This window comes from Pseudarthrobacter sp. TE9888, assembly GCF_056279345.1.
The window spans coordinates 2,645,664-2,671,160 of sequence record NZ_JBWBRD010000002.1; the positions used below are offsets into that span (position 1 = coordinate 2,645,664).

Here is a 25,497-nt window from a genome sequence, read left to right on the forward strand (position 1 = left end):
CGCTTTGACCTAGTTCTTGCCCTTGCCCTTGTCGCTGTTGTTCTTGCCGGCATCTGCGCCGTTGCCCGACGAGTTTCCTTGCGCCGGCGCCGGCGCGGGAGCTGGCTGCGATGCGGGGCCAGGAGCGGGTGAAGGCGCCTGTGCTGCCTGGCTGGCGGCGATCCGGGCGTCTTCGGCAGCCTTCGCGGCCGCTGCCTGCGCGCTGATCGCTTCGTTGAGGTCTGCCCGGACGGCTGTGGCCACCGTGGTGATGCTGCGCCGCCTCTCCTCGGAGACCTGGCCCTTGGCCTGCGCAGCGGAAAGGTCCGCTTCCAGGCCCTCGAGTGCCTTCAGTGCGGCTGCGGGATCGTTTTGGGACGAAGCTTGCGTTACTTCAAGTACCCGTGCCTGGAGCTGGGTTGCAGCTTCGCGCTGGAGCCCGGTCCCTGGAGCGGCGCAGGCACTGAGCAGGGCGGCCGCCAGCGCAGCGGCGGCGCAGGCCAGCAGCAGTCGGCATGGCGAGGCCGGCCTCAGGATCACGGCGCCACGCTCTTTTGGAGTTCCTGCAGATGGTCACCCAGGACGCCGGTCACGGTCGGATAAGGGACGACGTCGGCCGGGCGGGCGGAGATGCTCATCAGCACCGCAGCGGCGGCTGCGGCGACCACCAGGACACCCACCACCACGGCCAACCAGATGCGCCGGCTCCGGGTGAGGCGCGGCTTCGCAGCGGACCTGCCGCCCTCTGTTTCAGGGGCAGGATCTGTAGTCGTGGATGCCGCGGCGGCTTCCCGCACGTCATCCACCGATTCCTCCGCGGTGATGGAGGGAGGGTGGAAGGGCATGGCCGGCAGTACGCGGGTGGTTTCCGGTGCCAACTCTCCCGGCGTCGACGCGGGGGAGACCAGCGCCTGGCGCAGCGCCGTTTCAATGTCAGCGGCCGCTGGCCGTTCCAGCGGCTCGATGGCGGTCATGGAACGGATCAGGTCGGCCCACTCGGTGGGGACGTCGTCGGGAATTTCCGGGGCCCGGTGGAGCCGGGCAACCGCCGACTCCACGGCACTGCCGGGGTATTCCACGGCGCCTTTGATGCATTCGAGCAGCACCAGTCCCAAAGAATAGATGTCCGTGGCCGACGACAGGGGTTTCCCCAGTGCCTGCTCCGGGCTGAGGTAGGCGGCGGTCCCCACCATGGTGCCCGTGGCGGTAAGCCGGGTGGAATCCACAATCCTCGCGATGCCGAAATCCGTGAGCTTGGGCCGCAGCGGCTCACCCGGCCGGATCTGGACCAGGAGGATGTTGCCCGGTTTGATGTCGCGGTGGATGATGCCCAGGCCGTGCACGTAGGCCAAGGCATCGGCGATGCCGGCGCCGATGACGGACAGCTCCTCCAACGGAACCGTGCTGTGGCGGATTCGGCCGCGCAGGTCCTGGCCCTCCACCAGTTCCATGGTCAGGAACGGCCGGGGCTCATCCGGTATGCGGTCATCGATGCCTGCATCGAAAAGTGTCACCAGGCCGGGGTGGTTGAGCGTTGCCAGGAGTTGGATCTCGGCTTCCTGCCGCTTGAGCTCGTCCGCGTCCGGGGCCTGCGGGGCGAAGAGCTTCAAAGCCACATCGCGGCCCAGGTTTTCGTCCCGCGCACAGTACACCGACGACATTCCGCCGCGGCCTACGACCTCACCCAAACGGTAGCGACCGCCGACAACTTCATTCTTGATGGAGCTAGGCGATTCCGCCACCATGACCGTTCCTCCCGGTGCGCCGCGGCACTGTCGTACCTCAAATTATACGGGCGGTGGGGCAGAACCGGCGATTGACCTAGGCTTTCGCCTTCGGGCACGCCGGCGGCCCGGCGGCGATTTCCGAACACCTTCGCCGCCGGACCACCGGCTACAAGGACATGTGTGCTGATGACATGTTTCATGCAGGTAATGCGTTTCGGGGCTGCTGACCTCCTTCCGCCAGCCCGCGGCGTGCTGCCGTTTCAGGCGCACAGGTGCGGGCACGTACCGTTCTGTCGTCGGCCGCTACGAAACCTTGCGCCTGCGGAGCACCAGGATCCCGGCGGCCAGGAGCAGCAGGGCCAGGGGAACCAGCGATCCGTCCCAGCCCGTGTTGGCGAGGGCCGCGTGGGCCCCGTTAGCGGTGCCGGCCGCCTGCTTGCTGCCAGCAGTGGCAGCCCGTGGCGCCGTCAAAGGAGAGATGGCCCCGCTGACTGCACTGGAACCAGCCGGTGCTGCCGTGAAGCCGTCGACGCCTGTGGTGCCGGACCCGCCGGTGGAGTCATCGCCTGGGGTGCCGTTGCCGGCGCCATTGTCCGCAGCGTTGTCCGAACCCGGGTTCTCCGTGCCGGGGTCAAGGGTTCCGGTGTCGCCGGTGGTGCCGTCACCCGGGGCGGTGGTACCCGGAGTTCCCGTGGTGTTGTCACCGGTGAGCCCGATGCCCAGGTCAATGCTCAGATCGGCGACGGCATCGACGCCGCCGCTGCCCGCGGTTCCGGGGCCGAGATCAACCCCAAGGCCTGCGGCGGCATCGACCGCGGGTGCCATGTCGCCGGCAGCGACGCCGCCAACAACAACGTCGAGGGCTGCGTCCACGGTTCCGGCGGTTCCGGCGGCGTCGCCGCTGGTAATGCCGCCGAGGCCCAGATCTACAGCTGCGTCCACGGCGAGGTCTGCCGTGGTTCCCGTGCCGGTGGTTGTGGGGTCGGTGCTTGTGGCGTTGCCGAGCCCGAGGTCCACGTTGGCGTCGACGGCGAGGTCTGCTGTGGTTCCCGTGCCGGTGGTTGCCGGGTCGGTGGTTGTGGCGTTGCCGAGCCCGAGGTTGACGTCCGCTGCGGCTGCCAGGTCGGTGGTGGCGGTGGTTGCGGGGTCGGTGGTTGTGGCATTGCCGAGCCCGAGGTTGACGTCCGCTGCGGCTGCCAGGTCGGTGGTGGCGGTGGTTGCGGGGTCGGTGGTTGTGACGTTGCCGAGCCCGAGGTTGACGTCCGCTGCGGCTGCCAGGTCGGTGGTGGCGGTGGTTGCGGGGTCGGTGCTTGTGACGTTGCCAAGCCCGAGGTCCACGTTGGCGTCGACGGCGAGGTCTGCCGTGGTTCCCGTGCCGTCGGTGGTGGGGTTGGTAACGCCGCCAAGCCCGAGGTTGACGTCCACTGCGGCGGCGACACCTGTTGATCCCGCCGGCGTTGGGTCACCCAGCAGGCCCAACGACGTCCAGTCAGCGGGTGCCGCCGCCGAGATGAGGGCGGAGGCGGAGAGGTCCGTCCCGCTGGTGGTGTCCGCCGCGTTGGCGGTGGCGCAGCCGAAGGCCAGGAGGCCGCCGGCGAAGAGGGTGCTCAGCAGCCCCCTGCGAAGTGTGCAGTTCATGGTGTTTACTCCTGGAATAGTTGAGTGTCCGGGCGCTGGACAGCTGCCCGTAAAGCCGCGTGCTGCCCGTGCGAGGGCAGGGGGCCTCAACTAGTCAGGGGAAGAACCGGGGTCGAATGACACCGGCGAGGGAACGTGCCCGGGGGACCGGTCGGCGCGGACAGCGCCGGCCCCCTCAAAATCGAAGTAGATGGGGTTGAGCCACGCGGCGGCAGCTGACGTGCCGCCCGCTGATCCTCCGCTGCCTGTGCCGGATGCCGGGGCTGCGGGAGCCTGGGCAGGAACAGGCAACGGGTCAACGGCCAGCGGCTGCTCCGCTGCGGAGCCGGGGGTCTCGAACACCCCGGCCTGCGCGAATGCCGTGTTGGCCAGGATGCGTGCGGCCGAAGGTTCCATGGGCGCCCCACGAGGGGTGGCTGAGGCTATAGGTGGTGCCTCAACAGCCTGGGCAGACCCCGTGGCCGCGCCTATGGCATCCGGAGCCTCTTCCACGGCTCCAGGCTGCTCCTGCGCGGGAGCGGGGACCACTGTGCCGGGAAGGCCCACCTGCACGTCATCCAACGGCGGGACGGGCAACGGAGCAGCGCCGGTCAGAAGATCTGAAACCGGTTCGAGCACCGGCTCAAGGACCGGAAGAGCCTCGGCTGCAGGGGCTGCAAGTTCCTGGGCTACACCGGCAGCCACGGTGTCGGCCACCTCAACAAGGGGAGCAGAGACCCCGGAAACAGTTCCGGCTGGAACCACCTGGCCCACCACGGGAACCGCGGCAATGAGGTTGTCGGCCAGGCCGGAAGCCGGCGTTACGACAGGCTGCAGCAGCCCGGGCGCGGCAGCCGGCCCGCCCGCGGCGCCGGCAGGAACTGGTGAAACCGTTGAGGCAAGATCGTGGGTCAGGGAGGCCACCGAACTCGTGAGGCCGCCGGTCAGGGAGGAGGAATCAGTACCTGTGTCGGCGGTGGCAGCCGTTGAGGAAAGCGCCAGCCAGGTAATGGCTGCCGCTCCGGCAAGAAGTACGGGGCGCAGGGCAGGCCATGGCGAACTACTACGAGCCATGCGTACCACCCCCCAGTGAACGGCGCAATCGATGCTGCCTAAATGCTAAGACTGCTTATCGCCGGAAGTCCAGCATTCATTCAAAGGAATTTACAAATGCCGGCACCGGACGCAGAAACTGTCACTGCAAAGAAGCGGGAAGTCACGGTACTGGATCGTCGAGCAAAAGCTGCCCGGCGCCGTCGTACGCAGCCTTCTTGATCCTGCTAACGGCTGTCGTTGGGGTAGGTCACCCCGAGTTGCGCGCGCACACCGTCGAAGAGGCGCATCGTGTTCAGGGTGTCCTCGAGCGGCATGACCGGGCTCTCGGTCAGCCCCTGCTGGACACACCGCATCACCTCGCGTAGTTCGTACGCGTAACCCTTGCCCACGACGTCGAAGGTCTCCGTCCGGCGGTCCTCCCACCCCTTGGCGATGACCAGTTCGCGGGGGTTGTTGATGGAACCCACGCTCTGCAGGAAACCCAGGCTCCCTGCCACCGTGGCGGTGCGCGGCCCGTGGGCCAGCAGGGAAGAAGTGAGCTGGACCTGGGCGGCGTGGCCGTAGCCAAGGCTCAGGGCGTTCTGGGCGTCCACGCCGTCGTCGTTGACGAAGCCCGTGGCGCTGACGGTCTGCGGGAAGCCAAGCGTGCCCAGCGCCCACAGCAGCGGGTAGACGGACAGATCCAGCAGTGCACCTCCGCCGTCCTTCCGGGCCCACAACCGGGCCGTGGGGGAGTAGGGCGCGGGGAATCCGAGGTCTGCGGTGACCCAGTGGATATCGCCCAGCTCGCCGGACGCCGCAATCTCGAAAGCGCGCTGCATCGACGGCAGGAACCGGCTCCAGACCGCCTCCATCAGGAAGAGCTTCCGGCTGCGCGCCACCTCGATGAGCTCCGCCGCCTCCCGGGCGTTGATAGTGAAAGCCTTTTCGCACAGCACGTGCTTGCCCGCGTTCAGGGCGGCGAGGACCATCTCGTGGTGCTGCGCGTGCGGGGTGGCGACGTAGACGACGTCCACCGCCTCATCGGCGAGCAGCCGCTGGTAGCCGGGCACCCCGCCGTCGTCCCCGTAGGCCTTTGCGAAGTCATACGCCACGGCAAACGCATCCGCGGTGTCCTGCGCCCTGGAACTGACCGCATAGAGCTCGGCATCTTCAAGCAGTGCCAGATCCTGGGAGACGGCGCGGGCGATGCTGCCCGTTGCGATGATTCCCCAGCGCAGGGGAGTCCCGGTGGCGGTCCGGGGATCCTGGTCAGGCTGCGTGGACAGCCATGGTGTGGCAATGGGAGCGCTCATAGCTGCCATCCTGTCACAGCGGTACCGCGGGAGTGGAGACCCTGTTGCGAGGGGGAGGTTATGGACAAAAAGGGGCCAAGGGCTGGAGCGCACACCCCTTCCCTTGGCCCCCTTCCGTGGGTCAGGCCGTGGCGGCGACGGCAGTCCGTCCCCGGACCGGTTCTTCCGTCAGCTTGCCCTGCTGCAGCCGGAACCTGCGGTCGGTCTTGTTCGCCAGGACCCTGTCGTGGGTGACCACCAGGATGGTCGTGTTGTGGTCGCGGCTCAGCGAGCTGAGGAGCTCGATGATGTGGTCTCCGGTCTGCTCATCCAGGTTGCCGGTGGGCTCGTCGGCCAGGATCAGCTTCGGCTCGTTGGCCAGGGCGCGGGCAATGGCCACGCGCTGCTGCTCGCCGCCGGAGAGCCTGTTGATCCGCCGGTCGTGCTTGGTCGGATCAAGCTGCACCTGTTCCAGCAATCCCTTGGCCCGCTCCAGCCTGGCGGACTTCCGCATGCCGGCGAATTCCATGGGCAGCATGACATTGTCCACGGCGGACAGGTTGGGGATCAGGTTGAACTGCTGGAACACGAAGCCGATGTCCCGGCGCCGGTATTCCGTCAGCTTGCTGTCCGGCAGGCTGGCCAGGCTGACGCCGTTGACGACGACGTCGCCGCTGGTGGGCTTGTCCAGCGCACCCAGGAGGGACAGCAGGGTGCTTTTGCCGCTTCCGCTCTTGCCCACGATCGAGGCGAGGGTGCCCTGCTCCAGGACAAAGCTGACATCGTTGACCGGCTTGATGGTGCGGTCACCGGAGTTGAAGGTGCGGACCAGGTTCTTGACTTCAATCATGGCTATTCTCCTCGCAGGACTTCGATGGGACGGATGCGCGCGGTGAGCAGCGCGGGGACCAGGGCGCCGATGATGGCCACGCCGAACACGGCAGCGATGCCGCCGGCGATCACTCCCGGGGACGCGGTTGCGGTGACGGAGTTCAGCAGCTGGGAGGCGCCGCCGAAGGGTCCGCCCTGCCCGCCGCGGAAGCTTCCTCCACCCGCGGCGCCGGCCGGGAAGTTGCGGCCGGCGGTGGCAGTGGTGGTGTTGCTGCTGATCAGGGCCGAGGCGATCCCGCCGCTGGCGAAGGATGCGATCGCTGCCCCTACTGCGCTGCCCAGGGCCGCGAGGACCAGTGCTTCGAGAACGAACTGCAGGCCGATGGTGCGGTTGGGTGCGCCGATGGCCTTCAGGACACCAATTTCCCGGCGGCGCTCGCGGACCAGCATCACCATGATGAGCAGGATGATCAGCCCGGCGGTCCCCAGCGCGGCGACAAAGGCGATGAAGGAGATGTTCTTGACGCTGCCAAGGGAGCTGACGGCGGTCTGCAGGTTCTGCCCCTGGGTAACGTCCGCCTTGTCGGTGCCGAGGGCGGCCTGCAAGGCAGTCTTGGCGGCGGCGACGTTGTCCATGGAATTGACGGTGACGATCATGCTGGACAGCTCACCGGGTGTCCCGGCGAGTGTTTGGGCCGTGGGCAGTGTGACGTAAACAGCGTTGTTGCCAAAGGCCGTTCCGGCGTCGAACAGTCCGGTCACCGTGTAGGCCTGGTCATTGATGGTGAAGGTGGAGCCGACGGAGAGGCTGTTCTTCTCCGCCAGGGTGGTTCCCAGCAGCGCACCGGTGGAGGCTGCCGAGTAGTCGCCAAGACCGGTGCCCTGGGTAATGTTCAGGGCTTTGCCGGTGGTGTCCACCTCTGCGCCGATGCCCGTGGCGGTGATCGGCAGCGAGCGGACCGGCTGCTGGGTGGTCCCGGTGGACCCGGTGGTTCCATTGGCCTGCTGGTTGCGGTTGCCCAGGGTACCGGCATCCACCGCAGCGGTGAGGCTGGTGGTGAGGGTGGCTGCGGCCTGGCCGCCGGGGCCGCCCTGTCCGGTCTGGCCGCCGGGCCCGGCCTGGCCGGTCCCGCCTGCCGCCTGTGCCGCAGCTGCGGCAGCGTTCCTCAGCCTGAGGGAGGAGGTCCCGACGACGGCACTGACGTTGGGCACGCCGGCGGCGGTGGCTGCCTGGTCGGCTGTGAGGGGTTCACCGCCGCCTTCGAAGCCTTGCCCGCCGGCGGGGTTGACGGTCAGGACGGTGCCGACGGAGGCGTTGAGCTCCTGCACCTTCGCTCCGACCGCCTGGTTCGCCACCAGCATGGCCAAGGCCAGGCCGATGGCGACGGCCAGCACCGCTACGACTGCTGCGGTGCGGACCTTGTTTCTGAAGGCATTGCCTACGCTTCGGGCAAGGACGCTCACGTTACTCCTATGACTCAGGTGCCGGCGCGTGGGGCCGGCTTCGCATCAACCCTCGCCGGGCATCCTGTGCGGGAATCCGGCCACACCTGTGTCTGGCCTGTGAAGGGGTGTTGCTGCTGGGGCAGGACGCAGGAAAGCCCGGTCCTCTAAAGGACCGGGCTTTCCGCGCGCCGGCGGGAGCCGGCTCTGCCTATCGGTATTACTTGGTGATCGGGCCGAGTACGGGATCGTCCGTGTAAGCGGTCTTGACGTTGGCGGAGGTCACGATGACCGGCTCCAGCAGGTAGGCGGGAACCACTTTGTTGCCGTTGTTGTAGGACTTGTCGTCGTTGACCTCAGGCTTCTTGCCGGCCTGCAGGTCCTTGACCATGGTGATGGCGTGCTCAACCAGCTTGCGGGTGTCCTTGTTGATGGTGGAGTACTGCTCGCCTGCAATGATCGACTTGACCGACTCAACCTCGGAGTCCTGGCCGGTGACAACCGGGATCGGCTTGCCGGCAGCCTTGACCGAGGTCAGGATCGCGCGGGCCAGGGTGTCGTTCGGGGAGAGGACGCCGTCCACGTTGGCGCTGGTGTAGCTGCCGCTGAGCAGGGTGTCCATGCGGCGCTGGGCGTTTTCAGCCTTCCAGCCCTGGGTCACGGCCTGCTCGAAGCTGTTCTGCCCGGAGACGACCTTCAGGGTGCCGTCGTCGATCTTGGGCTTCAGGACGCTCATGGCACCGTTGAAGAACACCTTGGCGTTGGCGTCGTCGGGGGAGCCGGCGAACAGTTCGATGTTGTACGGACCCGTGGGCTTCTTCGCCTTCATGCCGTCCAGCAGGGCCTGGCCCTGGAGCACGCCGACCTTGAAGTTGTCATAGGCCACGTAGTAGTCCACGTTGTCCGTGTTCAGCAGGAGGCGGTCGTAGGCGATGACCGTGGCGCCGGCGTCCTTGGCCTGCTTGAGCTGGGTGCCCAGCTGGGAGCCGTCGATGGCGCCCACGATGATGACCTTGGCGCCCTTGGTGACCATGGCGCTGATCTGGTTCTGCTGCTCCGACACGCCGCCGTTGGCGAACTGGACGTCAGCCTTGAACCCGGCACCGTTGAGGCCGTCATTGAACAGCTTCTCGGCCAGGACCCAGTTTTCACTGGTCTTCTGGGGGAGGGCGACGCCGATGGAGGAGTTCTGGTCGAATCCCGCGGCACCGCTGCTGGACCCGCCGGACGGCTCCGAGCGGCCGCAGCCCGTCAGCGCCAGTGCTGCGATGGCAGCTACCGCTGCGGCCTTTCCTGCTTTACCAAACATTCGCATTGTTGGTTCTCTTTCTTTGTGTGATGGAACGGTATTCAGGCTGCAAACTCAGGCTTCCCTGGCGATCGCTTCCTTGGTGGAGGTGGTTTCGTCGGGCTGGACGGGGCTGCTGGGGCCACCGGAGGGCCGGTTCATGTTGCGGGTCAGCATGCCGATGATGGAGCGTTTGCCCTGGGACTTGTTGTAGACATCGAAGGCGACGGCGATCAGGAGCACCAGGCCCTTGATGATCTGGGTGAGGTCGGCGCCGACGCCGAGGAGCTGCAGGCCGTTGTTGAGTACTGCCATGACCAGGCCACCAATGATGGAGCCGACCACGGTACCCACACCGCCGGTCACTGCCGCGCCGCCAATGAAGACGGCGGCGATGGCATCCAGCTCCCAGCCCACGCCGTCGAAGGGTCCTGATGCGGTGGAGCGGCCCACGAAGATCATGCCGGCCAGGCCGGCCAGGATGGACATGTTCATCATGACCAGGAAGTTGACCTTCTTGGACTGGACGCCGGAGAGTTCGGCTGCGTGCCGGTTGCCACCGACGGCGTAGACGTGGCGGCCCAGGATGGTGCGGGAGGAGATGAAGCCGTAGATCAGGACCAGCACGGCCAGGATCAGGCCGGGGATGGGGAACGAGGTCCCGGGACGGCCGGTGGCGAAGAGGTATGTGGCGTAGAGGATGGCGGCGCAGATGAGCACCAGCTTCAGCACGGTGACCCACATCTCGGGGACCTCGGCGCCGAGCGCCTTGGCCCGGGCCCGGGAGCGCAGTTCGCCCACCACAACGAAGACCGCGACGGCGACACCCATCAGGAGCGTGAGGTTGTTGTAGCCGGTGTCCGGGCCAACCTCGGGCAGGTAGCCGGAGCCGATGTACTGGAAGTCGTTGGGTACGGGAATGGTGTTGGACTTGCCCACGAACTGGTTGAAGCCGCGGAAGAGGAGCATGCCGGCCAGGGTCACGATGAAGGCGGGGATGCCCACATACGCAGTCCACCAGCCTTGCCAGGCACCGATGATCGCGCCCAGCACCAGGCCCAGCAGGACGCCGGCCCACCACGGGATACCCCAGTCGCGGATGGCGAGGGCGACGGTGACGCCGACGAACGCGGCGACGGAGCCGACCGAGAGGTCGATGTGGCCTGCGATGATCACCAGCACCATGCCGATGGCCAGGATCAGGATGTAGGAGTTGCCGTTGAAGAGGTTGATGACGTTGCCGGGCGTCAGCGTCCGGCCTTCAGTGGCGATCTGGAAGAAGATGATCAGGGCCACGAGGGCGAAGATCATGCCGAATTGGCGGGTGTTGCCGCCAAACAGCTTTTTGAGGGCGTTCATGGTGTCAGTCCTTGTGTCCGGAAGGTTCTGGAGGGGCCAGAGGGTCAGGCGGCTTTTCGGGTGGCGGAGGTCATCAGCTTCATCAGGCTTTCCTGGCTGGCCTCGTCTTTGTTCAGGACACCGGTGACGGCGCCTTCGAAGATGGTGTAGATGCGGTCGGACAGGCCCAGCAGCTCGGGCAGTTCGGAGGAAATGACGATGACTCCCTTGCCCTGGTTCGCCAACTGCTGGATGATCCCGTAGATCTCGTACTTGGCACCGACATCGATGCCGCGGGTGGGCTCATCCAGGATCAGCAGGTCCGGGTCGGTGAACATCCACTTGGCCAGGACCACCTTCTGCTGGTTGCCGCCGGACAGCTTGGCCACGCCTTCCTCCACGGACGGCGTCTTGGTGCGCAGTGACTTGCGGTACTGCTCAGCCACGGTGAACTCCTGGTTGGGGTCAACCACCGAGTTGTGGCTGATCTTCTTCAGGGCTGCTGCCACGGTGGTGGTCTTGATGTCGTCAAGAAGGTTCAGGCCCAGGGTCTTCCGGTCCTCGGTGACGTAGCCAAGCCCGGCGTCGATGGCCTGGCGGACGTTCTTGAGGACCACCTCCTTGCCGTCCTTGTAGATGTGGCCGTCGATGAAGCGGCCGTAGGAGCGGCCGAAGACCGAGCGGGCCAGTTCGGTGCGGCCGGCGCCCATCAGCCCGGCGAACCCGACGATTTCCCCGCGGCGGACGTAGAAGCTGGAGTTCTTGCAGATCAGCCGGTCCTGCACGGTGGGGTGGCCCACGGTCCAGTTCTTGACCTCGAAGAACACGTCGCCGATCTTGGGGGTATGGTCGGGGAACCGGGACTCGAGGGTGCGGCCCACCATGCCCTTGATGATGCGGTCCTCGTCCACGCCGTCCTTCTTGACGTCCAGCGTCTCGATGGATTTGCCGTCGCGGATGATGGTGATGGAATCGGCGATCTGCTCAATCTCGTTGAGCTTGTGGGAGATGATGATCGACGTGATGCCCTTGGCCTTCAGGCCCAGCATCAGGTCCAGCAGGTGCTGGGAATCCGATTCGTTCAGGGCCGCGGTGGGCTCGTCCAGGATGAGGATCTTCACGGACTTGTTCAGCGCCTTGGCGATTTCCACCAGCTGCTGTTTGCCGACGCCGATTTCCTTGATGGGGGTGTCGGGATCGTCGCGCAGGCCGACGCGGGCCAGGAGGTCCAGGGAGCGGAGGCGGGCCTCGGCCCAGTCGATGATGCCCCGCTTGGTGGGCTCGTTGCCCAGGAAGATGTTCTCCATGATGGACAGTTCGGGGATCAGCGCCAGTTCCTGGTGGATGATCACGATGCCCGCGTGCTCGCTGGCCCGGATATCCCGGAACTGCTGGACCTGCCCCTGGTAGACGATGTCGCCGTCGTAGCTGCCGTACGGGTATACGCCGGACAGGACCTTCATGAGGGTGGACTTGCCGGCCCCGTTTTCGCCGCAGATGGCGTGGATCTCGCCTGCCTTCACCCGGAGGCTCACGTTCGACAAGGCTTTAACGCCGGGGAATTCTTTGGTGATGGACCGCATCTCGAGGATGATCGGATCCGTTTGCGTGGTCTGGGACGTCATGAGCCCTAACCCTCCAATGCAATGACTTCTTTGTCCGGCCGGCAAAGCGCAGGGCCGTCTGAACCAAAAGTAAACTGGATCACAGCTGTTGTCGTCAAGTCTTTAACGCAAATGCTGGATAACGAAATGGTCTAGGGCTTGCGTATTCCGGCATGCTGGAACACCAGGGCGGCAGCGCCAAGGGCCTCCGCGCGGTCGCCGAGCGAGGACATGGTGAGGGTGGTGGTCTCTCCGATGACCGGCACCGCATGCCGGATCAGGCCGCGGCGGATGGGGTCCAGCAGGATGTCTCCCAGCCCGGCCAGCGGGCCACCCACCACGATGACCTCCGGGTTGATCAGGTTGGCCACATTGCCCAGGGCGCGTCCCACTGCAAGCCCGGCATCATCCACCACGCGCAGGGTTGCCGAGTCCCTGTTCAGTGCCTTGCGGACAATGTCCGCCGGTGTCATGGGCCGGTCCTCACCGCGGCTGAGGAGCTCGATCATGGTGGTGGTGGAGGCGATGGTTTCCAGGCAGCCGCGGTTGCCGCAGCGGCACACCAGCCCCTGCTCGTGGATGGTGGCGTGGCCTATTTCGCCGGTGATTCCCACGTTGCCGTAGTAGGGGGCGCCGTTGAGGATCAGCCCGGCGCCGATGCCCGATCCGATTTTCATGAACATCAAGTTGCTGACCCCGGAGTGCTGCCCCCAGGTCACCTCGGACCAGGCGCCGAGGTTGGCGTCATTGTCAACAAACACGGGGATTCTCAAGGTTTCCTCAAGATGCTGCAGGATGTTGATGCCCACCCATTCCGGGAGGATTGCCCCCTGCGCCACCGTCCCCGTCCGGCGGTCTATGGGGCCTGGAATGCCGACGCCGGCCCCCACCACGGAAGTGCGTTCAACGCCGCTTTCGCGCAGCAGTTTCTCCAGCAGTGACACCGCTGCCTGGATCCCGTCATCAGCCTGGTGGCCCAGCGGGAGCATGACCGATTCTTCGGCTATCACGTGGTAGCTGAGCGAGGCCAGGACCACCCGCAGGTGCCGCCGGCCGAAGTCGATCCCCACAGCCACGGCGCCGTTGCTGTTCAGCCGCACGTTCAACGCCCGCCGGCCGGAACTGGTAATCGGCTCGGTGGATGCCAGGCCCGTATCCAGCATGATTTTGACGATATTGGAGACCGTCGCGGTGGACAGCCCCGTCTGCCGCGCCAGCTCCGCCTGGGTGGACGGGCCGCCCATCAGGGTCTCGATAATCCGCTGCTGGTTCAGCTGTCGCAGGGCAGACTGCGATCCGGGATTCTTGGGTTTGCTCCTCGTTGAGCGCGTAGTTGCGGACATGCTAAGAAGATTGCCCTACTGCTCCGCTTGTAGTCAAGAAGTTAACGCAAGGGTGCCCCCAGGAGCGGTGGGAGAGAGTGGGGAAGGGCTCGTGCATTCCGTCCCGGCCTCCGCTCCTGCGGGTCCAAACGACCTGCCAACCACCGCCGGCGGCTGGCTAGGCTGGAAGGAAACAACCCTGCTTCTCCACCTCCGCGTGGACACGCACAACGAAGGTGGTAACGATGCTGCTGTCCCTCCTGCAGGCCAACGCCGTGGTCCTGGACATCGAAGCCAACCTTCAGACCGTTGACCAGGCCGCCCGCGAGGCTGCGCAGGCCGGCGCCCACCTCCTGCTCACGCCGGAGCTCTTTCCCGTGGGCTACGCTCCGTTGCGGCTGCGCGGCGAACTGGATCCGGCGGCGATTCCGGCGATCCGTGACCGGCTGGCAGGGATCGCCCGCCACAACGGGATCGCGCTCGTGTACAGCCTGCCGGCCCCGGCAGGGGCGGAAACGGAGTCCGCCGGTGGCACTGGGTGGCACATATCGGCCACCCTGGTGGATGCCGGAGGGAGGGAAATCCTCACCTACGCCAAGGTGCACCTTTTCGGCGATGAGGAACGCAGGGCATTCGTCGCGGCCTCGGAACCTCCGGCCGTGGCTGATTTCCATGGCATCCGCACCTCCCTGCTGATTTGCTATGACATCGAGTTCCCCGAGTCCGCGCGGGCGGCTGCTGCCCGGGGCGCCGAGCTGCTCCTGGTCCCCACCGCGTTGTCCGCGGGTTTCGAGGCGGTACCTCAGGTGCTCGTCCGTGCCCGGGCGCTGGAAAGCCAGCTCCACGTGGCCTATGCGAATCACTGCGGAAGCGAGGACGCCTACATCTTCGGCGGTGGAAGCGTGGTGGCGGGACCTGACGGTGCGCTTCTCGCCGAGGCGGGGGAGGGCCAGGCGTTGTTGTTTGCCGAGGTGGGGACGGAGGCGGTCCGCGCCGCGCGGGAAGTGGTGCCGTACCTGCGGGAACGCCGCCCCGGGGTGTACCGGGCCTGGGAGGCGGACCTGCCGCAGGAACGGGGGCTGCCCGGGGACGGCAGGCCCTAGGCTGCGGTCAGTCCGCCCCGGCCACGCCGTCCGCGTATTGCAGCGCGATCCATAGTTCCGCGCGCACCTGGGCCTGGTTAAGGTCCATCTGCAGCAGTTCGCCCAGGACGCCGATTTGGCGGCGCACACTGTTCCGGTGCAGGCCCAACAGTTTGGCGGAGGCGTCCCAGCTGCCGTTCTCGCTGAGCCAGCCGCGGAGGACGGCCAGCAGTGGGTGGCGCCGGTCCGGTTCCAGGGCCAGGACCGGCTGGAGCAGGCGTTCGGCCAGCAATGTTCCGGCCTCACGGCCCAGCAGCCCGGTGACGGACCAGGACACCTCATCGGCCCGGATGCTCTGCCCGCTTCGCTGGACCTGGCCGCGCAGCGAGGTGGCCCGCTGGTACGCGGCGGCCAGGCCGGTGAGCTCGGTCGGTTCGCCGACCACCAGGCGCCACCCCAGCCGCTCCACATCCGCGAGCAGGGTATCGTCCACCCTGAGCCGGGTCACGGCGGCGAACCCGTAGTCGGTAACCTCCACGAGCTTGGTGTCAAGCATCCGCCGCCACTGCAGCAACTCCCGGACCGGGCCGTCGCCCGCAGGCCACTGGGGCGCCTCGACGTTGATGCCCTGCACGACTCGCATCGGCGCGGACCGGGTGGAGGAAAGGCTCTGCGCCAGCAGGTCCTTGAGGCCGTTCAGGTGCCGGGTGCTGCCTGCAGCGAGGCTTTCGGGGTGCAGGAGGACGGCGGTGGCCAGCTGGCTCGGGGCCAGCGACCCGCTGGTGCGCTGCCGCACCAGCAGCTCAAGCAGGCCGACGGCGGACTGGACCACGTTGTTCTGCGCAGGCGTCAGCGGTGCGTCGGAGCCGAGAACCAGGGCGCCGAGGTTGGCGTCCTTGGTACTGCGCAGGGGATGGCCCACCACCAGTGCGGATCCCGGCTGGTCAAAGCCGTCCATCTCAACCCGGGGGCCGCGGCCGGACAGCAGCCGTTCCAGCATGGGTTCCAGCAGGGAAAGGTCGACGGCGGTGCTGCCGCCGGCACTGGTGCCCCGGGCCCGGACCCGGCCGTCCGCACCCACCATGACCGCCCACACAGGGACGCGCTGGACGAGCGCGGCCAGGAGTTCATGCTCGGGCCGGGGGGAGAGGACGGCGCGCATGAGTTGCCGGTTGGTCTCTGCCAGCTGCCGGAACACCCGGGCATTATCGGTTTCCAGGAGTTGTGAGAACTGGAGGCCGATCGCGGCAAAGGGAAGGGATTCCGGCACCTCGAACAACGTGAGGTTGTGCCGCCGGCAGGCCTCCACCACCACGTCGGGAACAGCATCGAAATAGGGCCGGATCCCGAATCCCAGCGCCGCCACTTTGGCCTGGACCAGCCGCTGGACATACGCATCCACCCGTGCCGGCGTGCCGCCCCCGGCAAGGAAGGGAAGCCCGGCAGTGAGCAGGAACTCACCCTCCGGAAGATAGGGGGTGGGGTCCTCCAGCTCGCTGGGTTCAACCCAGCGCAGGAGACGGCCGCCGCTGCCGCCGTCGTGAAGGAGCCTCAGTAGCGGCGGCAGCTGGTCAAGGAACTGCTGGAGCGTGACAAAACTCAGCGGTCCGGACTCGCCTGGCTCAACCGTCATGGTTGCGTCCGGCGGCCGGGGTGCCGGATTGGGGGATTCGCTGCCATTGTGCATAAAGTCTCACGGTGGATCACTATAAGTCATTTTGCACCATGTTGAGAGTTGGCTCACATGCCAGTGTTGGTGAGGGGAAACCGACAACTACTCTGAAGGGACGTCAACGGTGACTGTGCCTGTGACCACCGAAAAGCCCATGGCGCCAAGCGCAGGACGGCCGGGCCTCCGGGCCCAGCTGCTGCGGCGTAAACCAATAGGACAAATGGTCAGCGAAGCCGATAGCGGCGAAGGCGGCCCAAAGCTGCTCCGCAGCTTCGGCGTCCTCCACCTGACCATGATCAGCGTGGGGGCCACCCTGGGCACCGGTATCCTGGTGATCCTCGGCGAATCGGTGCCCCTTGCCGGGCCCGCAATCTGGATCTCCTTTGTCATTGCCGGCCTCGCCGCCCTCCTCTCCGCGGTGTCCTACGCCGAGATGGCGGGCCTGGTCCCGGTGGCGGGCTCAAGCTACTCCTACTCCTACGCCACCCTGGGCGAGGGCATGGCGTGGATCTGCGGTTGGTGCCTCGTCCTGGAATACGCCGTGTCCGTAGCCGCTGTGGCGGTAGGCGCCGGCCAGTATGTCAACGAGACGCTGGCGGCGTTCGGGCAGGTGCTGCCGGACGCAGTGGCCCAGCCGCCCGGCGACGGGGGACTGGTCAACCTTCCGGCGGTGGCCATCGTGGTGCTGGCCATGGTCCTACTGGTCCGCGGAGCCCGGGAGAGCGCCCGGATCAACACGGCAATCGTCATCGTCAAAGTGGGCATCCTGCTGTTCTTCTGCGCCGTTGCCTTCACCGCGTTCAACGCAGGCAACTTCCAGCCGCTCCTGCCCATGGGCGCGGCCGGTGTCTCCGCCGCGGCCTCGAGGGTGTTCTTCTCCTACATCGGCTTCGATGCCGCCTCGACTGCCGGCGAGGAAGCCCGGAACCCCAAGCGCGACCTTCCCCGAGCCATCCTGCTGTCCATGGTGATCGTCACCGGCATCTACGTCCTGGTGGCGGTTGCTGCCATCGGCGCACGCCCCTGGGGCTGGTTCGACGGCACCGAGGCCGCCCTGGTCCAGATCCTGGAGGAGACCACCCACCAGCCGTGGATTGCCTTGGTCTTCTCCGTCGGCGCTGTCCTCGCGATCGCCAGCATCGTGCTCACGGTCCTGTACGGGCAGACCCGGATCCTGCTGTCCATGTCGCGGGACGGACTGGTCCCCAAGGTCTTCGGCCGGGTCTCCCGGCGCACCGGCACCCCGGCCGCCGGAACGCTCATGGTGGGTACCGCCGTCGCGCTCACCGCGGGCCTGGTGCCCCTCGGCGCCCTGGCCGACGCCACCAGCATCGGGACCCTGTTCGCGTTCGCGCTGGTGAATGTCGCCGTTGTTTACCTGCGCCGCAACCGCCCGGACCTGAAGCGGAGCTTCCGGGTGCCGCTGTACCCCATTACTCCCGTCCTGGGCACGCTCATGTGCGCCTACCTGATGGCGAACCTGGGAGCCGATACCTGGGTTGTCTTCGGAGCCTGGATGCTCGTGGGCATCGCCATCTACTTCGGCTATGGACGCCGGAACTCCAAGGTAGCGGCGCTCAGTGAGCTCGACTACCGTGAACTGACCGCCAAGGCCCCGAGCCAGGAACCTGTGAAAGCAGAACAACCATGACCATCGCCACCGAACTGCCTGCCTTCGACCCCTCCAGCACCTCCACGCCGCCGGCGGACGCGGCCGGGCGGGGCGCCGGTGAACAGGCAGCTCCCATCACCATGCTGAACCCCGATTTCCCGTTCAGCTACGACCACTACCTGGCCCACCCGGAGGGACTCGGCGCCGTCCCGCCGGAGCTTTACGGCACGGAGGTGGCTGTGATCGGCGCCGGGCTTTCCGGCCTGGTGACCGCCTATGAACTCATGAAACTCGGGCTGCGGCCGGTGGTCTACGAAGCGGACCAGATCGGTGGGCGGCTGCGCACGGCTGCCTTTCCTGCGGCGCCCGGCGTGGTGGCCGACCTGGGCGGAATGCGGTTCCCGGTCTCCGGCAAGGCGTTCTACCACTACGTGGACCTGCTCGGGCTGGAGACCCAGGACTTCCCCAACCCCCTCGCCGAGGCAACGTCCAGCACCGTGATCGAGCTGGCCGGCAAGAAGCACTATGCCGAAAAGCCAAGCGACCTGCCGCCGTTCTTCCGTGAAGTGGCCGAGGCCTGGAAGGCGGCAGTCAACGACGGCGCCAAGTTCGTGCAGATGCAGGACGCCATCAAGGCGCGGGACATGCCCAGGATCAAGGAACTCTGGAACGAACTGCTCCCGCTCATGGATGAACAGACCTTCTACGGTTTCATCGCCGCCAGCGAGTCCTTTAAGAAGGCGGGATTCGCCCACCGTGAAGCCTTCGGCCAGGTGGGGTTCGGCACCGGCGGCTGGGACACGGACTTCCCCAACTCCATCCTGGAAATCCTGCGCGTGGTCTACACCGACGCAGACGACCAGCACCGGCTCATCCGCGGGGGAGCGCAGCGTCTGCCCGAGGCACTCTGGCAGCACGCGCCGTCGGACCTGGCGCACTGGCCGGCCGGCACCTCCCTGGCCTCGCTGCACTCCGGCTCGCCCCGAGGCGCTGTGGGGAAGATCAGCCGGGACTCTGACGGCAACCTGCGGGTCCGGGAGCGTTGGGGCCGCGAGGCCAGCTACCCGGCAGTAGTGACCACCTGCCAGTCGTGGCTGCTGTCCACCCGCATCCACACCGAGGAGGCCCTGTTCCCGGCCGAACTGTGGACCGCCATGGAGAAATCGCATTACATGCAGTCCTCCAAGACCTTTGTGATGGTGGACCGGCCCTTCTGGAAGGACATCGACCCGGAAACGGGCAATGAGGTCCTGTCCATGACGCTGACGGACAGGCTGAACCGCGCCACCTACCTGCTGGACAACGGCCCGGACCAGCCGGCGGTCATCCTCCTGTCCTACACCTGGAACGACGACGCCCTGAAGTGGCTGGCCCTGGACGCCGACGAGCGCGTGGAACTGATGCTGCACTCGCTTGAGCAGATCTACCCCGGCGTGGACATCGCCGGGCACATCGTGGGCCAGCCCATCACTGTGTCCTGGGAGGCGGACCCGAACTTCATGGGCGCCTTCAAGGCCAACCTGCCCGGACACTACCGCTACCAGCAGCGGCTGTTCACGCACTTCAAGCAGGACAGGCTGCCGGAGCCCCAGCGCGGCATCTTCCTGGCCGGCGACGACGTCTCCTTCACCGCCGGCTGGGCGGAAGGCGCCGTCACCACCGGGCTTAACGCGGTGTGGGGCGTGGTGAAGCACCTGGGCGGGTCGTCGGCGCCGGGCAATCCCGGTCCGGGCGACCTGCTGGAGGAGTTCGGGCCGATCAGCCTGGACTAGCCTTCAGACGCGTGGAGCTCGCGGTGTTTCGCCGCGAGCTCCACGTAGCGCGCCGCATTGGCGCGGACGCCGTCGAACTCTTCCTCCGTAAGTTCGCGGCGCACTTTGGCTGGCACTCCCGCCACCAGCGAGCGGGGCGGAACAACCGTTCCTTCCAGCACCACTGCCCCGGCGGCCACCAGCGAGCCCGCGCCGATCACGGCGCCGTTGAGGACGGTCGCGCCCATGCCAATCAGGCAGTCATCCTCCACCGTGCAGCCGTGCACGACGGCGGCGTGCCCCACACTGACCCGCTGGCCCACCGTGCAGGGGAAGCCGGGGTCGGCGTGCAGCACCACGTTGTCCTGCAGGTTGCTGCCGGCGCCCACGGTGATGGCGGCGGTGTCGGCCCGGACGGAGACACCATAGAACGCGCTGGCGTCCGGGCCCAGGGTGGCCTTGCCGATGATCGAGGCCGACGGGGCCACGAACGCTGATTCATGGACAGCCGGGGAATTGCCGGCGAAAGGGTAAAGAGGAGCCATGGCTTCACCATAAGCCACCCCTCCACCCAACGGCCTAGTTGAAGACCACCGTGCGGTTGCCGTCCAGCAGCACCCGGTGCTCGGCGTGCCACTGCACGGCCTGCACCAGCGTGCGGCCTTCCACGTCGCGGCCCATCTGCACGAACTGTTCGGGCGTGCGGGCGTGGTCCACGCGGATGACTTCCTGTTCGATGATGGGACCCTCGTCCAGGGCGGCGGTCACATAGTGCGCGGTGGCGCCGATGAGCTTCACGCCGCGTGCGTGCGCCTGGTGGTACGGCTTGGCGCCCTTGAAGGACGGCAGGAACGAATGGTGGATGTTGATGGCCTTGCCGGTCAGGTCGGTGCAGAGCTCGTCGGAGAGGATCTGCATGTAGCGGGCCAGGACCGTCAGCTGGATGTCGTGCTCGGCGATGAGGGCGCGGAGCTTGTCCTCCGCCTGGACCTTGGTGTCCCTGGTCACGGGGATGTAGTGGAAGGGGATGCCGTAGAACTCGGCGAGGCCTGCCAGATCCTGGTGGTTGGACACGATGGCGGGGATTTCGATGGGCAGGGTACCGGAGCGCTGCTGGAAGAGCAGGTCATTGAGGCAGTGGGCAGAGGTGCTGGCCATCACCAGCGTGCGCACTTTGTCACCGACGGTATCGAGGTTCCACTGCATGGAGAATGCTTCCGCCACCGGTTCCAGCGCGGCGCGCAGCTCGGACTTAGGGGCCGCCGTGGTCACTTCCACGCGCATGAAGAAGTTGCCGGTGGAAGGGCTGCCGTACTGCTGCGAGTCCATGATGTTGCACCCTGCCACAAGCAGGGCTCCGGCCACGGCGTGGACGATTCCGGGGCGGTCCGGGCAGGACAGGGTGACGACGTACGCTTGGTTCAGCTGCTCATGATTCACGCGTAACAGCCTACCCGCGCCGCGGGTGCCGGTTTTGGTAGGCTGGGAGGGTCGCAACTGGCGTTGGGTGGCTAACCACCAGGGAGCGGCAATCACGAAGACCACGGATCGTACGCCTGGGCCGAGGGTCATGTTTTGCCGGAATTGGGGCTGCCCCTGCGTCAGTGCAGCAGCACCATGCCGGGCTTTCACGCCTGTCATCAACGCGGTGCGGAAGCGCGCCAGCCGGTAGCCTGACCTATAGCAGTGCCCGTATCCCTAGCCAGGAGTTCTTCGTGACTACTACAGCCACCTCAACCACAGCCGTCAGCAACCAGCCGCTGGCTGAGCTTGACCCCGAAATCGCAGCAGTCCTTGAGCAGGAGCTTGGCCGCCAGCGCGGCACCCTGGAAATGATTGCTTCCGAGAACTTCGCGCCCCGCGCCGTGATGGAAGCCCAGGGCTCGGTCCTCACGAACAAGTACGCCGAGGGCTACCCGGGCCGCCGCTACTACGGCGGCTGCGAATACGTCGACGTGGCGGAACAGCTGGCCATCGACAGGGTAAAGGCCCTGTTCGGCGCCGAGTTCGCCAACGTCCAGCCGCACTCCGGCGCGCAGGCCAACGCCGCCGCGCTCTCCGCCATGATCACCCCCGGCGACAAGATCCTGGGCCTGTCCCTTGCCCACGGCGGCCACCTGACCCACGGCATGAAGCTGAACTTCTCCGGCAAGCTGTACAACGTGGCTGCCTACCAGGTGGAGGAAGACAACTTCCGCATCGATATGGACAAGCTCCGCGAACAGGCCATCGCCGAGAAGCCCCAGGTCATCATCGCCGGCTGGTCCGCCTACCCCCGCCACCTGGACTTCGCCGCCTTCCGCTCCATCGCCGATGAAGTGGGCGCGCTCCTCTGGACCGACATGGCACACTTCGCCGGCCTGGTGGCAGCCGGCCTGCACCCCAGCCCCGTCCCGCACTCCGACGTCGTCACCTCCACCGTGCACAAGACCCTTGCCGGTCCCCGCTCGGGCGTGATCCTTGCCAAGGACCAGTGGGCCAAGAAGCTGAACTCCAGCGTCTTCCCGGGCCAGCAGGGCGGCCCGCTGATGCACGTCATCGCTGCCAAGGCCGTGGCCTTCAAGATCGCCGGCACCCAGGAATTCAAGGAGCGCCAGGAGCGCGTACTGGAGGGCGCCCGGATCATCGCCGACCGCCTGAACCAAGCCGACGTCGCCGAAGCCGGCGTCTCCGTCCTCACCGGCGGCACCGACGTGCACCTGGTCCTGGTTGACCTTCGCAACTCGCAGCTGGACGGCCAGCAGGCCGAGGACCTCCTGCACTCCGTGGGCATCACCGTCAACCGCAACGCCGTGCCGTTTGACCCCCGCCCGCCGATGGTCACCTCCGGCCTGCGCATCGGCACCCCGGCCCTGGCCACCCGCGGCTTCGGCGCCAACGAGTTCACCGAGGTGGCAGAGATTATCGCCACCGCCCTCAAGGCAGGCACCAGCGCCGACGTCGAAGCCCTCCAGGCCCGCGTGGACAAGCTGGCTGCCGACTTCCCGCTGTACCCGCAGCACGAGCAGTGGTAACCCATGACTGAAACCACAACCGCACAGATCCTTGACGGCAAGGCCACCGCCGCCGCCATCAAGGCCGAGCTGACCGAACGCGTGGCCGCACTCAAGGCCAAGGGCGTCACCCCCGGCATCGCCACTGTGCTGGTGGGCGCCGACCCCGCCTCGCAGCTGTATGTCTCCATGAAGCACAAGCAGTCCGTGCAGATCGGGATGAACTCCATCCAGCGCGAGCTTCCGGCCGACGCCACCCAGGAACAGGTGGAGGCCCTCATTGACGAACTCAATGCGGACCCCGCCTGCCACGGGTACATCGTGCAGTTGCCGCTGCCCAAGCACTTGGACACGGACGCCATCCTGGAGCGGATCGACCCCGCCAAGGACGCGGACGGGCTGCACCCCACCAACCTGGGCCGGCTCGTGCTGAACGTCAACAACAAGATCACCACGCCGCTTCCGTGCACGCCCCGCGGCGTCATCGAGCTGCTCGAGCGCAACGGATACAGCCTGGCCGGCAAGCACGTGGTGGTGGTGGGCCGAGGCGTCACCATCGGCCGCTCGATCGGCCTGCTGCTCACGCGGCGGGACGTCAACGCCACCGTGACCCTGACCCACACCGGCACCACCAACCTGTCCGAACTGCTGAAGCAGGCGGACGTCATTGTCGGCGCGGCGGGCGTGAAGCACATCGTCAAGGCCGCGGACGTGAAGCCAGGCGCTGCACTGCTGGATGTCGGCGTCACGCGCGAGACCGATCCGGAGACCGGCAAGAGCCGCGTCTACGGGGACATCGATCCCGCCGCTGCCGAAGTGGCCGGCTGGATCTCACCGAACCCCGGTGGAGTGGGCCCCATGACGGTGGCGCTGCTGATGACCAACGTGGTGGAGGCTGCGGAACGCGCAGCAGGCGTCGGGGAGTAGTCCCGGCCCAAAGCGCTCGACGGCGGCACGGTACCTTTCGCACGGAAGGTGCCCTGCCGCCGTCGGCCGTTTAAGCGCAGCAGGGGTAGGCCAGGCGGGTCCGTGCACCTACTCCCGGAGGAGTACAAGCGGTACGCCGCCCATCTGACGACTTTCGCAGCGCGCGGGAATAGGCTCGGACCATGCAGCGCCGTTTCAGGGGACCGCCCACCGCCGTCATCGTGGTGGTGGTCGCCGTGATCCAGGTGGCGGGCTCGGCGTTCGCTTCCCTGCGGCAGCCCGGCCACGCGCCACTGGACCCTTTGGCACTGGCGTTGCTGCTGCTCGGCCCGGCCGCGCTGGCTTTCCGCCGGCGCGCGCCGCTGGTGATGCTGCCCGTTGCCGCCGCTGCCACCGCAGCCTACCTTGCCCTGGGCTACGCATGGGGTCCGGTGGTCCTGTCCTTCGCGCTGGCACTGATCCTGACGGCGGCGGCGGGAAAACGCTCCGTGGCGTGGTCGGGGGCGGCGGCGGGAATCCTGGCGTTGTTTCTCGCCGCCGTGCGCAGCGGCGATGAAGGGGCGTTCGTCCGCGCCTTCGCCGGGTCCTCCTGGCTGGCCATCCTGGTCCTGATTGGGGAAGGGGTGCGGTTCCGCGGCGAACGGGTGGCTGAGCGGCGCCGCCAGGCGGCCGCGGCAGAGCAGGCTGCCCGCGACGAATACCGGCTTGCCCTGGCGCGGGACATCCACGACGTGGTGGCCCATTCGCTGTCCCTGATCAACGTCCGGGCCTCGGTGGCGCTGCACCTGGGCGAGAAGGATCCGGCGCAGTTCCGCCCTGCCCTGGAGACCATCAAAGCAGCGAGCAAGGAATCACTGGCTGAAGTCCGCCAGCTGCTGGGCGTGCTCCGGGAAGATGCGCCGTTGAGCCCCACCAGCCGGCCCAGCCTGGGCCGGGTCCCGGAAATCGTTGACAATGCGCGGCGGGCCGGGCTCGATGTGCGGTTCCAGGCCGGCGCGGGCACTGACCACGTAGCCGCTGCAGCCCAGGAAGCGGCGTACCGGATTGTGCAGGAGGCCCTGACCAATGTGGTCCGGCATTCCGGGGCGCGGACGGCGCACGTGTCCATCCAAGTGGGGAAAGGGGAGCTGCTGGTGGCCATTGACGACGACGGCGCCGGGGCCGGCACAGCGCCCGAAGGTAACGGCATCACCGGCATGCGGGAGCGGGTGGCGGCTTTGGGCGGCAGGTTGGAGCTGGGACCGGCGCAGTCCGGGACGGGCTGGCGGGTCCGCGCGGTCCTCCCGCTGCCCGCCCGTGGAGGGCAGGAACCAGGATGATCAGCATCCTGCTGGCGGATGACCAGAACCTGATCCGCGCGGGATTCCGGGCGCTGCTGGACGCCGAAGCCGACATGAAGGTCGTGGCCGAATGCGGAACCGGGCGCGACGCGGTCCGGCTGGCCCGGCAGTGGCACCCCGACGTGGTCCTGATGGATATCCGCATGCCGGACGGTGACGGCCTGGAGGCGACGCGGCAGATCCTCTCCGACCCTGCGCTGCCAGCCACCCGGGTGGTCATGCTGACCACCTTCGAGCTGGACGAATACATCGCCGAGGCCGTGCGGGCCGGGGCCGCCGGTTTCCTGGTCAAGGACACTGAACCGGCCGAGCTCCTGCGCGCAGTCCGTATTGTCCACGACGGAGACGCGCTGTTGTCGCCCTCGGTAACACGTCGGATCATGGCCCAGCTGGCGCGGCACTCCCGCGCCGCCGAACCGCCGGTGGCACTGGACCGCATCACCGACCGGGAACGGGAAGTCCTCCAGCTTGTGGGGGAGGGGTTGAACAATGCTGAAATTGCCGGGCGGCTGTTCATTACCCCGCTGACGGCAAAGACCCATGTCTCGCGGATCATGGCGAAGCTGATGGTCAGGGACCGGGCACAACTGGTGGTACTGGCCTACGAATCGGGCCTGGTCCGGCCGGGCTGGGCAGGCTGA

At 67.1% G+C, this 25,497-nt stretch carries 21 protein-coding genes and 1 riboswitch; of the genes, 7 read left to right on the top strand and 14 right to left on the bottom strand.

The window, feature by feature from the left end; genetic code table 11:
• Positions 1–9: 9 nt before the first annotated feature.
• The 11 genes from ACZ9J7_RS12875 to ACZ9J7_RS12925 all read right to left on the bottom strand — a co-directional run bounded on the left by ACZ9J7_RS12875 (position 10) and on the right by ACZ9J7_RS12925 (position 13,500).
• On the bottom strand, positions 10–519 hold the full coding sequence (locus tag ACZ9J7_RS12875) for a hypothetical protein (RefSeq protein WP_476209900.1): 510 nt from the start codon (positions 517–519) through the stop codon (positions 10–12).
• A complete protein-coding gene (locus ACZ9J7_RS12880; protein ID WP_476209902.1) occupies positions 516–1,724 on the bottom strand; it encodes a serine/threonine-protein kinase in 1,209 nt (402 codons plus the stop codon). The genes ACZ9J7_RS12875 and ACZ9J7_RS12880 overlap by 4 nt, the downstream gene beginning before the upstream one ends.
• A gap of 285 nt (positions 1,725–2,009) precedes the next feature.
• A complete protein-coding gene (locus ACZ9J7_RS12885) occupies positions 2,010–3,344 on the bottom strand; it encodes a hypothetical protein (RefSeq protein ID WP_476209904.1) in 1,335 nt (444 codons plus the stop codon).
• Positions 3,345–3,434: 90 nt separating this feature from the next.
• Positions 3,435–4,397: a hypothetical protein gene (locus tag ACZ9J7_RS12890; RefSeq protein WP_476209905.1), complete on the bottom strand. Its 963-nt coding sequence runs from the start codon at positions 4,395–4,397 to the stop codon at positions 3,435–3,437.
• Between the two features lie 206 nt (positions 4,398–4,603).
• Entirely contained in the window at positions 4,604–5,674 is a 1,071-nt protein-coding gene (locus ACZ9J7_RS12895) for a Gfo/Idh/MocA family protein (RefSeq protein ID WP_476209907.1), read from the bottom strand.
• Positions 5,675–5,795: 121 nt separating this feature from the next.
• Positions 5,796–6,503: an ABC transporter ATP-binding protein gene (locus ACZ9J7_RS12900; protein WP_476209909.1), complete on the bottom strand. Its 708-nt coding sequence runs from the start codon at positions 6,501–6,503 to the stop codon at positions 5,796–5,798.
• A gap of 2 nt (positions 6,504–6,505) precedes the next feature.
• On the bottom strand, positions 6,506–7,948 hold the full coding sequence (locus tag ACZ9J7_RS12905; protein ID WP_476209911.1) for an ABC transporter permease: 1,443 nt from the start codon (positions 7,946–7,948) through the stop codon (positions 6,506–6,508).
• Positions 7,949–8,147: 199 nt separating this feature from the next.
• On the bottom strand, positions 8,148–9,242 hold the full coding sequence (locus ACZ9J7_RS12910) for a substrate-binding domain-containing protein (RefSeq protein WP_476209913.1): 1,095 nt from the start codon (positions 9,240–9,242) through the stop codon (positions 8,148–8,150).
• Positions 9,243–9,290: 48 nt separating this feature from the next.
• Positions 9,291–10,574, bottom strand: a complete 1,284-nt coding sequence (gene mmsB, locus ACZ9J7_RS12915; protein WP_476209914.1) for a multiple monosaccharide ABC transporter permease — start codon at positions 10,572–10,574, stop codon at positions 9,291–9,293.
• Positions 10,575–10,618: 44 nt separating this feature from the next.
• Positions 10,619–12,178, bottom strand: a complete 1,560-nt coding sequence (mmsA, locus tag ACZ9J7_RS12920; RefSeq protein ID WP_476209916.1) for a multiple monosaccharide ABC transporter ATP-binding protein — start codon at positions 12,176–12,178, stop codon at positions 10,619–10,621.
• 131 nt (positions 12,179–12,309) lie between these two features.
• Positions 12,310–13,500: an ROK family transcriptional regulator gene (locus ACZ9J7_RS12925; RefSeq protein WP_476209917.1), complete on the bottom strand. Its 1,191-nt coding sequence runs from the start codon at positions 13,498–13,500 to the stop codon at positions 12,310–12,312.
• Between the two features lie 224 nt (positions 13,501–13,724).
• Between ACZ9J7_RS12925 and ACZ9J7_RS12930 the strand changes: the two genes are divergently transcribed.
• Positions 13,725–14,582: a nitrilase-related carbon-nitrogen hydrolase gene (locus tag ACZ9J7_RS12930; protein ID WP_476209919.1), complete on the top strand. Its 858-nt coding sequence runs from the start codon at positions 13,725–13,727 to the stop codon at positions 14,580–14,582.
• A 7-nt stretch (positions 14,583–14,589) separates the two neighbouring features.
• Here ACZ9J7_RS12930 and ACZ9J7_RS12935 read toward each other — a convergent pair whose 3' ends face one another.
• Positions 14,590–16,194 (bottom strand): PucR family transcriptional regulator, encoded by a 1,605-nt coding sequence (locus tag ACZ9J7_RS12935; protein WP_476209921.1) that lies wholly within the window; start codon positions 16,192–16,194, stop codon positions 14,590–14,592.
• A gap of 193 nt (positions 16,195–16,387) precedes the next feature.
• Here ACZ9J7_RS12935 and ACZ9J7_RS12940 point away from each other — a divergent pair, with 193 nt between their 5' ends.
• Positions 16,388–17,884 carry an amino acid permease gene (locus tag ACZ9J7_RS12940; protein WP_476211852.1) on the top strand — a complete coding sequence of 499 codons (1,497 nt, stop codon included), beginning with the start codon at positions 16,388–16,390 and terminating at the stop codon, positions 17,882–17,884.
• Complete coding sequence (locus ACZ9J7_RS12945) at positions 17,881–19,617, top strand: flavin monoamine oxidase family protein (protein WP_476209923.1); 1,737 nt, start codon at positions 17,881–17,883, stop codon at positions 19,615–19,617. Before ACZ9J7_RS12940 ends, ACZ9J7_RS12945 begins: the two co-directional genes overlap by 4 nt.
• On the opposite strand, the gene ACZ9J7_RS12950 is transcribed toward ACZ9J7_RS12945, so the two are convergent.
• Positions 19,614–20,141, bottom strand: coding sequence for a gamma carbonic anhydrase family protein (locus tag ACZ9J7_RS12950; protein ID WP_476209925.1), 528 nt, complete (start codon positions 20,139–20,141; stop codon positions 19,614–19,616). The genes ACZ9J7_RS12945 and ACZ9J7_RS12950 overlap by 4 nt on opposite strands.
• Before the next feature lie 34 nt (positions 20,142–20,175).
• Entirely contained in the window at positions 20,176–21,036 is an 861-nt protein-coding gene (gene purU, locus ACZ9J7_RS12955) for a formyltetrahydrofolate deformylase (protein ID WP_141181009.1), read from the bottom strand.
• Between the two features lie 43 nt (positions 21,037–21,079).
• Positions 21,080–21,165: riboswitch (ZMP/ZTP riboswitch) on the top strand.
• A gap of 146 nt (positions 21,166–21,311) precedes the next feature.
• Between purU and glyA the strand changes: the two genes are divergently transcribed.
• From glyA to ACZ9J7_RS12975, 4 genes are all read left to right on the top strand, one after another.
• Complete coding sequence (gene glyA, locus ACZ9J7_RS12960; protein WP_476209927.1) at positions 21,312–22,610, top strand: serine hydroxymethyltransferase; 1,299 nt, start codon at positions 21,312–21,314, stop codon at positions 22,608–22,610.
• A 3-nt stretch (positions 22,611–22,613) separates the two neighbouring features.
• Positions 22,614–23,516, top strand: coding sequence for a bifunctional methylenetetrahydrofolate dehydrogenase/methenyltetrahydrofolate cyclohydrolase (locus ACZ9J7_RS12965; RefSeq protein WP_159632580.1), 903 nt, complete (start codon positions 22,614–22,616; stop codon positions 23,514–23,516).
• Positions 23,517–23,698: 182 nt separating this feature from the next.
• Positions 23,699–24,835, top strand: coding sequence for a sensor histidine kinase (locus ACZ9J7_RS12970; RefSeq protein WP_476209929.1), 1,137 nt, complete (start codon positions 23,699–23,701; stop codon positions 24,833–24,835).
• Positions 24,832–25,497 (top strand): response regulator, encoded by a 666-nt coding sequence (locus ACZ9J7_RS12975; protein WP_476209930.1) that lies wholly within the window; start codon positions 24,832–24,834, stop codon positions 25,495–25,497. Before ACZ9J7_RS12970 ends, ACZ9J7_RS12975 begins: the two co-directional genes overlap by 4 nt.